Raw genomic sequence first — 14,014 nt, 5'->3', positions numbered from 1 at the left:
GTCCAAGGACCCGACATGACCATTCCAACCATCCACGACTACCCCATGCCGCAACCGGCCAGCTACCCGGCCAACAAGACCACCTGGCAACCCGACCCGGCCCGCGCCGTGCTGCTGATCCACGACATGCAGCGCTACTTCCTGCGCTTCTACCAGCCGGACGGCGCCCTGCTCACCGCGCTGGTGGATAACCTGTCGCGGCTGATCCAGTGGGCTCGCGCGCAGGGCATCCCGGTGGTCTACACCGCCCAGCCCCATGAACAGCCGCCCGAGGATCGCGCCCTGCTCAACGCCATGTGGGGCCCGGGGCTGCCCGCGGCCAGCCCCGAGCAGCAACCGATCATCGATGCGCTTTCGCCGCAGCCGGGCGATACCGTGCTGACCAAGTGGCGCTACAGCGCCTTCCAGCGCTCCGACCTGCTCGAACGCATGCGCGGCTGGCAGCGGGACCAACTGCTGATCGGCGGCGTGTACGCCCATATCGGCTGCATGATCACCGCCGCCGACGCCTTCATGAACGATACCCAGGCCTTCCTGGTGGGCGACGCGGTGGCTGATTTCTCCGAGGAGGAGCACCGCCTGGCCCTGAAGTACGTGGCCACCCGCTGCGGCCATGTCACCGACACCGCCACCCTGCTGACCCAGCCGGCGGGCGTGACCACCCGTGACTGGCTGCACGGTCGAGTGCGCCAGATGATCGAGGACGACAGCGAGCTCGATCCCCAGGAAAGCCTGATCTTCTACGGCCTCGACTCGCTGCAGGTGATGAAACTGGCCGCCGAGCTCAAGCAGCGCGGCATCGCCGTCAGCTTCGAGGAACTGGCCAACGCGCCGACCCTGGATGGCTGGTGGTCGCTGGTGCAAGCGCGGGGGGCGGCTTGATGGCCATGGCCCGCTTCACTGGCCGGCGCGTGCTGGTCACCGGTGCCGCCAGCGGCATCGGCCGCTGCGTGGCGCAGCGCTTTGTCGAGGAAGGCGCCGAGGTCATCGGCCTGGATTGCGAGGAAGCCGACGTGCCGTTCCCGCTGCTGCATGTCGACCTGACCGACCCGGCCGACGTGCAACGGGTCTGCGACCGGCTCAAGGAACAGGCGCAGTATCTCGATGTGCTGGTCAATGTGGCCGGCGTACTGCGGCTTGGGCTCAGCGACGAGGTGTCCTGCGAGGACTGGCAGCGTTGCCTCGACGTCAATGCCAGCGCGCCGTTCTACCTGATGCGCCAGTGGACCCCGGTGTTCCGCCGCCAGCGCCGCGGCGCCATCGTCAACGTCGCCTCCAACGCCGCCCATGTGCCGCGCCTGAACATGGCCGCCTACTGCGCCTCCAAGGCCGCGCTGGTCAGCCTCAGCCACTGCGTGGGCCTGGAGCTTGCACCCTATGGCGTGCGCTGCAACGTGGTCTCGCCGGGCTCGACGCGCACGCCGATGCTGGCCGGCATGCTGGGCAATCCTGCGGCAGAACGGCAGTTGATCGACGGCCTGCCACAGCAGTTCAAGCTCGGCGTGCCCCTGGGCAAGATCGCCACGCCCGACGACATCGCCCATGTGGTGCTGTTCCTCGCCTCCGAGCAGGCCGGCCACGTGACCCTGCAGGACATCGTGGTCGACGGCGGCGCCACCCTGGCCGCCTGAGCCCGACACGGCCACCGACAAGGACTTTCACCCGCAACGCGCCCGGCCCTGGTCGGCCGGGCGCGCTCCATGGAGCTGGACATGACATTCTCACCTGCCGACCACACACGTCTCGAGGCATTCTGGCGCTACTGCCTCACCCACCAGTACTTCAATGTCGGCTACCCCGAATCCGCCGACTTCGACTACAGCCTGCTGCACCGTTTCATGCGCTTTTCCATCAACAACTGCGGGGACTGGAACGAGTACAGCAACTACTTGCTCAATTCCTTCGACTTCGAGCGCGAGGTGATGCGCTTCTTCGCCGAACTGTTCCACATCCCCTTCGAGGACAGCTGGGGCTACGTCACCAACGGCGGCACCGAAGGCAACATGTTCGGCTGCTACCTGGCCCGCGAGCTGTTCCCCGACGCCACGCTCTACTACTCCCAGGACACCCACTACTCGGTGGCCAAGATCGTCCGCCTGCTGCGCATCAAGGCCCAGGTGGTGGCGTCCCAGGCCAACGGCGAGATGGACTACGACGACCTGGTCGCACGCATCGCGGCCGACGGCGAACGCCATCCGATCATCTTCGCCAACATCGGCACCACCTTGCGCGGCGCCACTGACAACATCGCCACCATCCAGCAGCGCCTGGCCCAGGCCGGCATCCGTCGGGAGGACTACTACCTGCATGCCGACGCGGCCTTGAGCGGCATGATCCTGCCCTTCGTCGACGCCCCCGAGCCCTACTCGTTCGCCGACGGCATCGACTCGATCTGCGTCTCGGGGCACAAGATGATCGGCTCGCCGATGCCCTGCGGCATCGTCGTGGCGCGGCGCGCCAACGTCGAACGCATCTCGGTGGAGATCGACTACATCAGCGCTCGCGACCAGACCATCAGCGGCTCGCGCAACGGCCACACGCCACTGATGATGTGGGCCGCCCTGCGCAGCCGTTCCATGGACGACTGGCGTGAACGTATCCAACGCTGCCTGGACCTGGCCCAGCATGCGGTGGACCGGCTGCGGGCGGCGGGGATCGACGCCTGGCGCAACCCCAATTCGATCACCGTGGTATTCCCCTGCCCCTCGGCCAGCGTGTGGAAACGCCATTGCCTGGCCACCTCGGGCGATACCGCGCACCTGATCACCACCGCCCACCACCGGGACAGCACGCAGATCGATGCTCTGGTCGACGAGGTGATCGCCGATCTCAAGGCCCCCGGCAAACCTGTCACCCTATCCCCGCTGCAGGCGCCCCTGGTGGATGGCCTGGGCAGTCGGAACCGGGTCTACAGCACGGTCGGACAACCCCGGCCGGAACTGCTGCCGGGCCACGCCAGACCCGAGCGCGACAGCGGCGTTGCCCGCCTCAAGGGCAGTGATATCTGAATACCGGGTCGTCTTTACAGCCATTTACATGTAAGCCTATTCCTACAGCGTGTTGTTGCGGGGCCTGGCATGCCGAAGAACAGGGGGCGGGCCTGTCAGCCGCCTCGGCACCTTGCCCGCGCAACACGTTGCAGACTCCTGCCGATGCCCGTTTGACGGCCCCCGGCGTGGCTCTATAGTCCGTTTCCTGGCAGCGGCAAGGACTTCCGCTGGCCTTGGACAAGAACCCGCCATGTACAGGAGTCGTATGATGGCCATGCTCACGGATGACGCCCCCTCGCCTCACCCTCTACACGAATCACCCAGCCGCGCCGATCTGCGACGACATCCCCGTCACTGACCCCAGACCCGCCACGTGCCCGTGACCTGCCCTGGGCGGTCACTGCCTTCGTTCGCCTTCAATAAAGACAAAAGGTGCGTCATGACTGCGACCCGTTCGCCGCAACCGGCCGTTGCGCCGTTGCCGGAAACCGAAACACTGCGCTATCGCCCAGCCAGCCCCACAGATATCGAAGCCCTCGCCGCGCTGTTCCAGCAGGTCTATGGGCAGACCACCCACCCCTGCCAGAGCGCGTCCTACATCCGCCACTCGATGAGCAGCGGGCAACAGCAGTGGTTCGTCGCCGAGGCCGAGGGCAACCTGGCCGGTTGCTGCTGCATCGCCCGCCGCCCGTGGAACCAGTCGTGGGAGGTGTGCCACGGTGTGATTCACCCTGACGCACGCAGGAGCGGCGCCATCTCCAGCCTGGTCCGCCTCGGTTTCGAGACGCACCGGCCAGCGCCCATGGAACTGGGCTTCTACATTACCCGCAACATCGCCAGCCACGGTGTCATGAAGAAGATCCGCCCCGCCGTGCTGGTGGGCCATGACGGCGGCCCGGACAAGGTCGATGGCCTGCGCGAGTATCACCTGACCGCCATCCACCCCGTACCCCAGGCCGGCTTCGCGCACGTCGCCCCCTGGTACGTGACCACCGGCGCCGCCGACTATATCCGCAGGCTGCTCTACCCCGCCCTGCAGCTTGCCGTTGCCCCCGGCAGCTACCCGGACACCTACCTCAGCGGCCCGACCGGCGCCGAACGCCATGGCCAGCTCAGCTACAGCCACGACCCGCAGGCCGCCGCGCTGATGCTGTCGGGCCAATGCGGCCGCTATGCCTCGACCCATGCCGTGCTGACCGAGCTGGGCGCGCTGCTGCGTCAGTATTCCAACGCCGAGTACGTCGGCCTGGTGATCCTGGCCGACAAGCTGGAGCTGCTGGCCAGCCTGCGCCGCCTGGGCTTTGCGATCACCGCCTACCTGCCGGCCTGGCACCTGGAGAACGGCAGCCGCTACGACTGCATCCAGCTGGTGTTCCAGGACTTCGGCGTGGCGCCGCGCAGCCACGGTTTCGATGACGACATCGCCCGCTTCGACCTGGCCTACGCGCACCTGGCCAACAACCTCTGCAGCCTTCCCGCGGCCCCGGCTTCCCGGGCCGCCAGCTAACCGATCGGAGTTTCAGCAAGTGACCAAGGACCAATGGCTTAGTGTAAGAAAACAGATCCCCGACGGCGCCCGGGAACCCTGGACCGTGATGTTGTGGGTCGCCGACCTGCTGCTGCTGGCGGTGGCCTGGAATCTCTGGCTCGCCGACTCCACCGCCCTACAGTTGCTGGGCCTGGCGCTGGCCGGTCTGGCCACCGTGCAGCTTTACCTGATCATGCACGAGGCGACCCACGGCGCCGCCTCGGCCAACCGCCGGTTCAACGACTTTATCGGCCACTGCAACGGCTGGCTGATCGCCTTGCCGTTCCTGGTCCGCCGGCGCTTCCACATGGCTCATCACACCTGGACCGCGCACCCGCTGAACGACCCGGAGAACCGCGGCATGATCGAGCGTTTCTCGGTGATGACCAAGAAGCAGGAGCGCACCCTGGAGTTCGTCTGGAAGCACTGGATCCCGATGATCGCCGCCAACCACTTCCTGCTCAACTGGCGCGCGCCATTCATCGCCAAGGCCAAGGGCGACAGTTCGCCACGGATCCTCAAGGAGATCCGCTTCGCCCGCCTGTACCTGGCCGGCTACCTGGCGGCGGCCGTGCTGGCCTGGAGCCTCGGGCACCTGCTGGACCTGGTGCTGTTCTACCTGATCACCTGGGTGTTCCTGTTCTTCATGGTCGAGCTGCTCAACCTGCCGCACCACGCCGAGGCCCCGCTGCTCGCCCGCGATGCCGATCGCCTGCAATTCTGGGAGCAGGACGGTGTGTCCCACGACTGCAAGAGCCTGCCGCTGTGGTCGCGCTTCGTGATCCTCAACTTCAACCTGCACATCGTCCACCATGCCTTCCCCTCGGTGCCTTGGTACCGCCTGGCCAAGGTGCAAAAGCTGCTGGGCGAGCATGAGCTCGGCCATGCGCCGTCGCAGACGCATGAATGGGAGTTCGCGGTGAAGAACCGGCGCCGGCCGTTGTTGCAGCTGATGGGGCATTTCTTCGATCAGCGGGGTTGAAGTGATCGCTACTCCCTGTGGGAGACATTGCTTTCAAGGTGCTCGACGTTGTAGTTGCAGTGCCTGTGAGATCGAGCGCCGCCCGCGCGGCGCATCGCCGGCAAGCCGGCTCCCACATCTGTTTCGGGCCAGTTATGCCTGCACCGCCGCGGCTGTACGCCTTGTGGGTACGACGCGGTCTCAGCGTGGGCACCACTGGCGTCCCACTTGTCTCAAGTCATGCATCACAGGACAGACTTGCCCGAAACAGATGTGGGAGCTGGCTTGCCAGCGATGCGCCGCGCGGGCGGCGCTCGATGTTGAGAACGCTAAATGGCCATCGTCTGACGCTTGCCCGTCAACACGCGATGAAAAAAGTGCCCCTGTGTTTACGTGAGAAAATGCCGGTTCGGCACATACCGCAACCCCAGGTTCTCCCGCAACGTACGCCCCTCATACTCGCGCCGGAACAACCCCACCCGCTGCAACTCCGGCACCACCTGCCCGACAAAATCATCCAGCCCGCCCGGCAGATGGGTAAACAGCAGGTTGAAGCCATCCGCCGCCCCTTCCTCGAACCAGCAGGCCATCTCCTCGACGATCTGCCCGGGTGTGCCCACCAGCAGCCGGTGTCCGCCGGCACCGAGACGGGCCAGCAATTGCCTGGCGGTGGGCCGTTCGCGGCGGATCAGGTCCACCACCAGCTGTTGGCGGCTCTTGTGCCGTTCGGTCAGTGGCAGCGGGTCCGGCAACACAACCGGGGCATCCGCAGGCAGCCGCTCCAGGTCGATGCCGATATCCAGCAGGAACGACAGGGCCTTGAGCGCCGCCTCCGGGTCTACCAGCGCCTGCAGTTGCTCGTGCTTCTCCTGCGCTTCGCTTGCCGTGCGCCCCACCACGGGCGCCAGGCCCGGCAACACCAGCAATGATTGCGGCGGCCGACCGGCCAGGGCCAGGCGCTGGTGGATGTCCGCATAGAATGCCCGGCCTTCGGTCAAGGTCTGCTGGGCGGTGAACACCAGTTCGGCGCTGCGCGCCGCCAACGCTCTTCCGGCTTCAGAGGAGCCGGCCTGGGCGATCACCGGCCAGCCCTGCAATGGCCGTGGCGCATTCAACGGGCCACGCACGCGAAAATGCTCGCCCTGGTGGTCGAGCACCCGCATCCGCGCGGTCTCCAGCCAGGTGCCGGAGGCCTTGTCCAGCGGGAAGGCATCGTCCGCCCAGCTGTCCCAGAGCCCGGTGACCACGTCGAAGAATTCCCCGGCACGGGCATAGCGATCGGCATGGGACACGTGCGCCGCGTGGTTGAAGTTCTCGCCACCGATCAATCCGGTGACCAGGTTCCAGCCGGCACGACCAGCGGACAGGTGATCGAGGGACGCGAAGGTGCGGGCGATGTTGTACGGTTCGTTGAAGCTGGTGTTGGCTGTGGCGATCAAGCCAAGGTGGCGGGTCACCACTGCCAGTGCCGGCAGCAGGGTCAGCGGGTCCCAGCGCAGGCTGTAGGCACTGCTGCGCAGCACCCGTGGATCCAGCTCGCCGACGGCGACGTTGTCATTGAGGAACAGCGCGTCGAAACAGCCGCGCTCGAGGGTCTGGGCGTAATGTCGATAGCGCTCGAAGTTGATCGAGGCATCGGCGTCGGCCTGCGGGTGTCGCCAACTGCCGGCGTGGGCGCCGGCGCCGGAGAGAAAAGCCCCCAGTCGCAGGCGGCCGTCACGCCTTGCCATGGCTGGGCTCCTGGACAGGCGCAGGAGCTTTTGTCGTGCGCAGCAGCAGGGTCACCGCGCCCCAGACCAGCAACAGGCTGACGGCGAGGAACACCATCAACGCTTGGTAGCCGTCGAGAAACGCGGCATGCACCCAGCCCTGCAGGACATCGCTGCCCTGCCCCAGGTGCTCGCCCAGCAGGGCCGCGCCCTGTTCCGGCGCCGCCGCCGCCCTGGCCAGCCAAGCGGTCTGCGCAGGTACGCCTGTGGCGCCGGACAAGGTATCGGCCGCCACCGCCCGGTACAGCCCCACACCGACCGCCAGGCCAAGCCCACCGCCGACATTGTGCAGGGTCATCAGCGAGCCCATGGCCACCGAACTCACCTGCTGCGGCACCGAGGAGATCCCCAGCACCGTCGAAGGCCCGAGGATGCATGCCCAGCCCAGCCCCATCACCGCGAAGGCGCCGAGCAGGTGCAGCAACGAAGTCTGCTCGCCGAATGCCGCCTGCAGCACGGCGGACAGCACGAACAGCAACAGCCCCGCCTGCACCAGCAATGCCGGGCCCTTGCGGTCCACCAGGCGCCCCACCCATGGCGACAGCAACGCCACGCCGAGGGTGGTCGGCAACAACAGCAGACCGCTGGCCTGCACGCTCTCACCACGGATCAGCGCCAGGTACAACGGCATCACGAAAAATGCCACGCAATAGAACACCGCCAGGCCGAAACTGGCGGTGACCGCCGCGACAAAGCGGCGGTTGGCGAACAGGCGCAGGTCGATGATCGGCGCGACGACCCGCAATTCGACCGCGACGAAGGCCAGCAGGGCAAGCAGCGCCACCCCCAGCAGGCCCAGGGTATTGGCCGAGGTCCAGCCCCAGTCGGCGCCCTGGACGATGGCCAGCACCAGGCTCGGCAAACCCAGCAGCAGTAACGCCGCACCCAGCCAGTCGAGCCGCGCGCCCTCCTCACCGGCCCGCGACTCGTCCGCCGCCACGGCGATGATCGCCAGGCTGAGTAGCACGAACGGCACGTTGACCAGGAAAATCCACTGCCAGCCGAAGGCGCTGGTAATCAGCCCGCCCAACACCGGCCCCGCAGCCAGGCCGATACCATTGACACCGAACAGCACGCCGAACGCCTTGCCCTGCTCCTCGCTGGCGAAGGTAGCCGCGACGATCGCCCCCGACGCGGTGTACAGCACCGCGCAGGCCAGGCCCTGGGCGATCCGCGCGGCCACCAGCGTATCGATGGTGCTGGCCAGCCCTGCCGCCAGCGAGGCCAGTCCGAAGACCGTGAGCCCGAGGTTGAGTACCCGCCGGCGGCCTTTCAGGTCGGCCAGCCTGCCCACCAGCACCATGCTGCTGGACAACGCCAGGATGAAGCCGTTGATCACCCATTGCAGGCTGCCCACCGAGGCGCCGAGGTCGGCCTGCAACGCCGGCAGAGCGGTGTTGACGATAGTGAAGTCGACGCAGCCGAGAAAACTGGCGATGCTCACACCGAGCAAAGCCCACCATTTGCGTTGCTGTTGCGCAAAAACGCCCATGGAAACTCCTGTTCCGGATTTCAGGGTGAAGGCCATCGTCCGTGTGGCGTGGGGCCTGCGTGGCTATAAGGTCAGATGGCAATGGCGCTGGCAGCCCAGGCCGGATGCACCACCCCTGGCAGGGTGAAGGGAATCGGGATGCCGCGTTTCTTGAACTTCAATGGCAGCCAGTGCACGCGATCTGGCGCGTGAGGCTCGACCAGCAGGCGCCGGGCGGTCGCCATGGCGTCGGTCATCTGCTGCGGGTAGATCACGTAGTCGAACCCCTGCTCGGCCCACTGCGGCAGGATGATCGGCACTTCCTCGAGGATGTACTCGCGGCACTGGGCGGCGGCGCGCTCCAGGTCCGCCTCGGGGTCACGCAAGCGCAGACGCTCGATGAACACGCCGATGGTCGCTTCGATGGCGCCGCGCAGGTCCTCGCTTTCACGATAAAGCTGGTTCACCTGCTGGCGCAGCTCGGCGTAACGGTCCGAGGCCAGCTCCTGGTTCCAGCGGCTGATGCTTACCGGCGCCTCCAATCCGGCCAGGTACTTGCGGTTGCGTGCCAGCCACGCGTCACCATCGCGAATCGACGCCGACAGCGCCTCGCCCGGCGACTTGCCGTGCTTGTTGTGGCGCTGCAAGGTGTCGGCCACCACCACCTTCACCTGGCTGAAGCCGGATTTGTTGATCAGGTGCACGGTGGAGCTGAGTTTCTGCTCCTCGTGGTATTCCTGGCCCACGCTGACTGCCAGCACGCAGCGCTTGCCGGTGAAGTCCAGCTCTTCGCCGCCCTTGTTGAAATAGGCTTTGAGGTTGATCGCTTCCACATTGCTCATGTTGCTTAGCTCCAGTAGGCCAAAGGCTGGTCGTCGCCGAAATAACCGATGAATACGCCGAGGGTGACCCGGGTGCTGGTGGCCGAGGGGCGCACCGCGTGGATCAACCGCGGGTTGAGAAAGATCAGGTCGCCCGCCTCGGGCTTGACCACCAAGTCCGGCGGCGGCAGCAGGTGGCGCTCGATACCGTAGGCGCGCTGGCCGCGCAGGCGTTCGTACTCGGCCTCGTCGGGGTGCAGGTTCCAGATTTCCAGCTCGCCGCCGTCCTCGGGGATCTGCAGGTAGATGTTGGTCGACAGCTGGGTGAGCAGCCGCGGCTGGTGGTCGGCCGGGGCATTGCGGGCCAGGTCATCGGTATGCGGCGTGAGGTCGACGTTGTTGCCCTGGAAGCGGGCGATGCCGACGAAGCACTTGCGCCCGTTCACATCCAGCAGCCGCGCCCCTTTGGGCCAGACCTCGTCGAGCAGCAGGCGCAAATGGTCGATGGGCGATGCCAGCGGGCCGAAGGCGCTGCGGATCTTGCGAATGTTGGCGATGGCCTGGCCGTGGTACTCGGCGCGGCTGGCCTCGTCCCTGATCTCGATGTAGGCCTTGCCCAGGCGCACGAACTCGGTCTGCTCGCTGAAGGCACCACGCAGTTCGTGATGACTCAGGCGCTCCAGGGCCAGGGCCACGGTATCGGCGGGTGCGAAGCCTTTGATCAGGATGCCCAGTGTGCGGGCGTGAATCACATCGTCTAACTGTGCGGCGGTCAATTCCTCGACCGTGGTAATCGTCAGCATGAACACTCCCTCGCCTATTCCTGAACGGTTTGACTGCACCTGTGAGTGGCGGCTAACCGGCGACTTCCGATGGTCGCCAGGCCATCTTCAACAAGCGGCAAGCACTTGTGAAATATCGTTTTTCTCTAGCCCCAAAACTTTTTTCAAAATATTACATAGCAACTTATGGCATTATCAGTAATGCGCATGAACATTATAAAAATTACAACTTAAGTTTCCCACAGCGGATAACTTTCACTGAACTTCCGATACTTCATTGAACTGCTCGTCCACCTGTTGTTCGGCAACGAAGCCCGGGCCGATCACCCCCTCGTCTTGGTACAGCCGGGCGGTGTCGGCCAAGTCCCTGACCAGCGCGTCGTCCACCAGGGCCCTGCGTGGCTGTGAAAAGCGGTTCGAGCGTAGGTGCACCTCCAGCGGCAGCCCGCTCTGGCGGGCCTGGATCGCCGAAAACTGCTCGGCATGGGCGCTGGCCCAGTCCCAGGCGCGGCCAACCCGGCGCAGGAAATCCCGCAGTTGCGCCGGCTTGTCGCGGATCGCCGCAGGGTTGGCCACCAGCAGCATGTTGCCGGCGAACAAGCCTTCGCCACTGACCAGCACCCGCGTGCCGCCTTCGAGCTGGACCATGCTGGTGTACGGGTCCCAGGTGGCCCAGGCGTCGGCGCCGCCGTTGGCCAGCAGGCTGCGTGACTCGCCTGGTTGGAGAAACACGAACGTGGCGTCGCGGCCGCTGTGGCCAGTGGCGCGCAACGCTGCCAGCGCCAGGTAATGGCCGATGGAGCCACGGGTGGTGGTGATGCGCCGGCCCACCAGCGACGCCGCGTCGCTCAGCGGCGACGCTTCGGGCACGACGATCGCCACCGCCGTGGGCGTCACCTGCAGGCGCACCACCCCGACGGTCTTGAGCCCGGCGCCGGCCGCGGTGGCGAACACGAACGGCGCGGTGCCCAGGGTGCCGATATCCACCGCCCCGGCCGCCAGGGCTTCGGCGGTGGGTGCGGCGGCGCCGAAGGCGGCGAACTCCAGGGGGTACGGCACATCGTCGAGCTCGCCGGCGGCCTGCAGCAGCACCTGCAGCGAGTTCTTCTGGCTGGAGACGCGCAGGGTTTCGTCCGCGTGAGCGATCCCCAGCATCAGGCACAGCAACCCCGTCAGCATGTAACGCCCACTGAATAAATGACTCATCAGAACGCCAGGCTCACACGGCCGTAGTAGTAGCCCCCACCCAGCCCATAGGGCGAGAACATCCCGTACTCGTAGGTCCCGGCCCAGGGCACGATGCCGATCTTGTCCGGGTACTTGTCGAACAGGTTGTTGGCCCCCAGCGCCACCGTGATGTTCTGGGTGAGGTCGTAGGCCACGTCGATGTCGGTGATCCACTTGGCGCCGTAGGTGCGGTCGTTGGCCGGGATGTTCGAGCCTTCGGTGTACTCGCCGTAGCGGGTCAAGGTCAGGTTCACCGTCCAGTCGTCGACCTTGTAGTTGCTGTTGAGGATCCACTTGTCCTTGGGCGTGGCCTTGGTCAGGTCGATCTGCTGTTGGCGGTCGAACAGCACGTACCCTGCGCCGAGGCTCGACAGGCTCGCCGGGGTATCGGCCAGGTCACGGATGCTGGTCTTGTTGCGGTTGTAGGCCAGGCTCCAGCGCACGGTGCCGTACTCGGCGAGCGGCTGGCGGTACTCGGCCACCAGGTCGACGCCCTTGGTGCGGGTGTCCGCGGCATTGGCGAAGTACTGCCCGGACAAGTCAGGCGACAGGCCGTTGGCCACCAGGATTTGCGACACCGCAGGCCCCGTGAGCACGCCGGTCTGCAGGATGCGGTCGTCGATGTCGATCAGGTAGAAGTCGGCAGTCAGGCGCAGGCGCTCGGTGGGCTCGGCGGTGAAGCCCAGGCTGTAGTTGCGCGACTTCTCCGGTTCCAGGGTCTGCGCACCGAGGGCGATGGCCTCTGGCGAGCCGGGGCGCATCTGCTTGGTGCGTGCGGTACTGGTGCTGCCGCCGGCGCCAAAGATCGTCACCGAGCTGGTCGAAGAGAACACGTTCTGCGCCAGCGAAGGCGCACGGAAACCATTGCTCACCGCCGCGCGCACCGCGTAACCCGGGGCGAACTCGTAGCGGGTGGTGAACTTGCCGCTTACGGTCTCGCCGACCTCCTGGTTGTAGCGCTCGTAGCGCAGGGCGAAGGCGCTGTACCACTGCGGGGTGAGGTTGAGGCCAAAGTCGACGTAGGCCGCACCGCTATGGCGAATCATCTGCCCGGCGTCCTCCGGCGTGGTGCCGTTGACCGAGAACAGGCCGGGGTCCGGACGCCGTCCGGCCAGCGGGCCGCTGGGGATGACGTAGTCGCCATAGTTGTAGGAATTGGGTTCGCCCTCGGTGAGTTGGTACTTCTCCCAGCGGTACTCGACGCCGAACGAGGTTTCCAGCGGGCTGCTCCAGCCAATGTCCAGGGCCCGGCTGAAGTCCAGGTTGGTGGTCCACTGGTCGAAGATCTCGTCGGTCAGGTGAAAGCGGCGCTGGCTTAGCAACGGGTCGTTGGACAGGTTGAGGTTGTTGTCGGTGTACAGCTTGGCCTTGTCGCGGCCATAGGTGGTCGACAGGTCCCAATCCCACTCGGCGGCCAGGCCCTTGAGACCGGCGAGCAACTGGTAGTCGGTCTCCTCCACTTCGCGGGTGGCCTGGCCGCCCTTCGGATAAGGCGGGTTGGCCAGCCAGTTGGTGGCGGTGATGTCGGTGGGCGCGCGGTGGCCGAGGACCTTCTTGCCGTCGCGGTAGCTGAGGGTGGAGAACGAGTACAGCTTCAGTTCCTCGCCCAGGGGCAGTTCCAGGTTGTAGGCGCCGCTGTAGGTGCGGTCGCGGCCCAGGCCGTATTCCTCGCCCCAGCCGTGGCGTTCGCTCAGGCGCGGGTCGGGCTGGCCGTTGGCCAGGGTGGTGAAATTGCCGCGCACGGCGCCGGCGCGGTCGTAGGGTTCCTGTACCTTGGCGTCGAACGACAGGTTGAGAAAACCACCGTCGCCCAGGCCGAAGCCGGCGTTGGCCGCCTCATGGCCGCTGGTGCCGTCCCCGGCATAGTACTGGCCGACGGAACTGTCGGAGGTAATGCCCTCGGCGTCCTGCTTGAGGATGATGTTGATCACCCCGGCGATGGCGTCGGAGCCGTACTGCGCCGCCGCGCCGTCGCGCAGCACCTCGATGCGCTCGATCGCCGCGGTGGGAATCAGGTCCAGGTCCACCGGCACCGCGGCCGTGCCGACCCGCGCGTTGTTGTTGATCATCGCCGTGTTGTGCCGACGCTTGCCGTTGACCAGGATCAGCACCTGGTCGCCGCCCAGGCCGCGCATGCTGATGCCGCGTACCAGGAAGGCGGTGCCGCCGCCGTTGATGGTCGGCGCGTTGAACGAGGGCAGCAGGCGCGTGAGCATGTCCTTGAGGCCGTTCTGGCCGCTGATGCGCAGTTGTTCGCCGGAGATCACGTCCACCGGCACCGGGCTGTCGGTCACGGTGCGCTGCTGGCTGCCGCGCACGCCGGTCACCACCACGGTGGACAGCGCCGGGTCTTCGGCGGCGATGGCCTCGCCGGCCAGGCTCAGGGCCAGGGCGGTGGCCACGGGGGAAAGCTTGAAGGTCTTGGGCATCTGCGGATATTCCTTGTGGCGGCCATGGCCCGGCCG

Annotated in this window: 11 protein-coding genes; 5 read left to right on the top strand and 6 right to left on the bottom strand. The window is 66.3% G+C overall.

Features of this window, described 5'->3' with window-relative positions; all coding sequences use genetic code 11:
• Nucleotides 1-15: 15 nt before the first annotated feature.
• The 5 genes from KSS90_RS12815 to KSS90_RS12795 all read left to right on the top strand — a co-directional run bounded on the left by KSS90_RS12815 (nt 16) and on the right by KSS90_RS12795 (nt 5,500).
• The gene (locus KSS90_RS12815; RefSeq protein ID WP_217869691.1) at nt 16-882 is read left to right on the top strand and encodes an isochorismatase; all 867 of its coding nucleotides are present in this window, start codon (nt 16-18) and stop codon (nt 880-882) included.
• Entirely contained in the window at nt 849-1,631 is a 783-nt protein-coding gene (dhbA, locus tag KSS90_RS12810) for a 2,3-dihydro-2,3-dihydroxybenzoate dehydrogenase (protein WP_367616216.1), read from the top strand. Before KSS90_RS12815 ends, dhbA begins: the two co-directional genes overlap by 34 nt.
• Nucleotides 1,632-1,712: 81 nt before the next feature.
• Nucleotides 1,713-3,008, top strand: coding sequence for a histidine decarboxylase (locus KSS90_RS12805; protein WP_217869690.1), 1,296 nt, complete (start codon nt 1,713-1,715; stop codon nt 3,006-3,008).
• 421 nt (nt 3,009-3,429) lie between these two features.
• The gene (locus KSS90_RS12800; protein WP_217869689.1) at nt 3,430-4,497 is read left to right on the top strand and encodes a GNAT family N-acetyltransferase; all 1,068 of its coding nucleotides are present in this window, start codon (nt 3,430-3,432) and stop codon (nt 4,495-4,497) included.
• 88 nt (nt 4,498-4,585) lie between these two features.
• On the top strand, nt 4,586-5,500 hold the full coding sequence (locus KSS90_RS12795; protein WP_225933185.1) for a fatty acid desaturase family protein: 915 nt from the start codon (nt 4,586-4,588) through the stop codon (nt 5,498-5,500).
• Between the two features lie 368 nt (nt 5,501-5,868).
• On the opposite strand, the gene KSS90_RS12790 is transcribed toward KSS90_RS12795, so the two are convergent.
• The 6 genes from KSS90_RS12790 to KSS90_RS12765 all read right to left on the bottom strand — a co-directional run bounded on the left by KSS90_RS12790 (nt 5,869) and on the right by KSS90_RS12765 (nt 13,978).
• Nucleotides 5,869-7,209 (bottom strand): LLM class flavin-dependent oxidoreductase, encoded by a 1,341-nt coding sequence (locus tag KSS90_RS12790; RefSeq protein ID WP_217869688.1) that lies wholly within the window; start codon nt 7,207-7,209, stop codon nt 5,869-5,871.
• Nucleotides 7,196-8,740, bottom strand: a complete 1,545-nt coding sequence (locus tag KSS90_RS12785; protein WP_225933164.1) for an MFS transporter — start codon at nt 8,738-8,740, stop codon at nt 7,196-7,198. Before KSS90_RS12785 ends, KSS90_RS12790 begins: the two co-directional genes overlap by 14 nt.
• Nucleotides 8,741-8,811: 71 nt before the next feature.
• Entirely contained in the window at nt 8,812-9,561 is a 750-nt protein-coding gene (locus tag KSS90_RS12780) for a tRNA-dependent cyclodipeptide synthase (RefSeq protein ID WP_046855617.1), read from the bottom strand.
• Between the two features lie 5 nt (nt 9,562-9,566).
• A complete protein-coding gene (locus KSS90_RS12775) occupies nt 9,567-10,343 on the bottom strand; it encodes a 2OG-Fe(II) oxygenase (RefSeq protein WP_046857791.1) in 777 nt (258 codons plus the stop codon).
• 234 nt (nt 10,344-10,577) lie between these two features.
• The gene (locus KSS90_RS12770) at nt 10,578-11,528 is read right to left on the bottom strand and encodes an aliphatic sulfonate ABC transporter substrate-binding protein (RefSeq protein ID WP_225933163.1); all 951 of its coding nucleotides are present in this window, start codon (nt 11,526-11,528) and stop codon (nt 10,578-10,580) included.
• A complete protein-coding gene (locus KSS90_RS12765) occupies nt 11,528-13,978 on the bottom strand; it encodes a TonB-dependent receptor plug domain-containing protein (RefSeq protein WP_217869687.1) in 2,451 nt (816 codons plus the stop codon). The genes KSS90_RS12770 and KSS90_RS12765 overlap by 1 nt, the downstream gene beginning before the upstream one ends.
• Nucleotides 13,979-14,014: the final 36 nt, after the last annotated feature.

Origin of the sequence: Pseudomonas maumuensis (assembly GCF_019139675.1) — a bacterium.
Lineage (GTDB): Bacteria > Pseudomonadota > Gammaproteobacteria > Pseudomonadales > Pseudomonadaceae > Aquipseudomonas > Aquipseudomonas maumuensis.
Note: the sequence above shows the minus strand (reverse complement) of the source record. Positions and strands in the feature narration are given on the sequence as shown.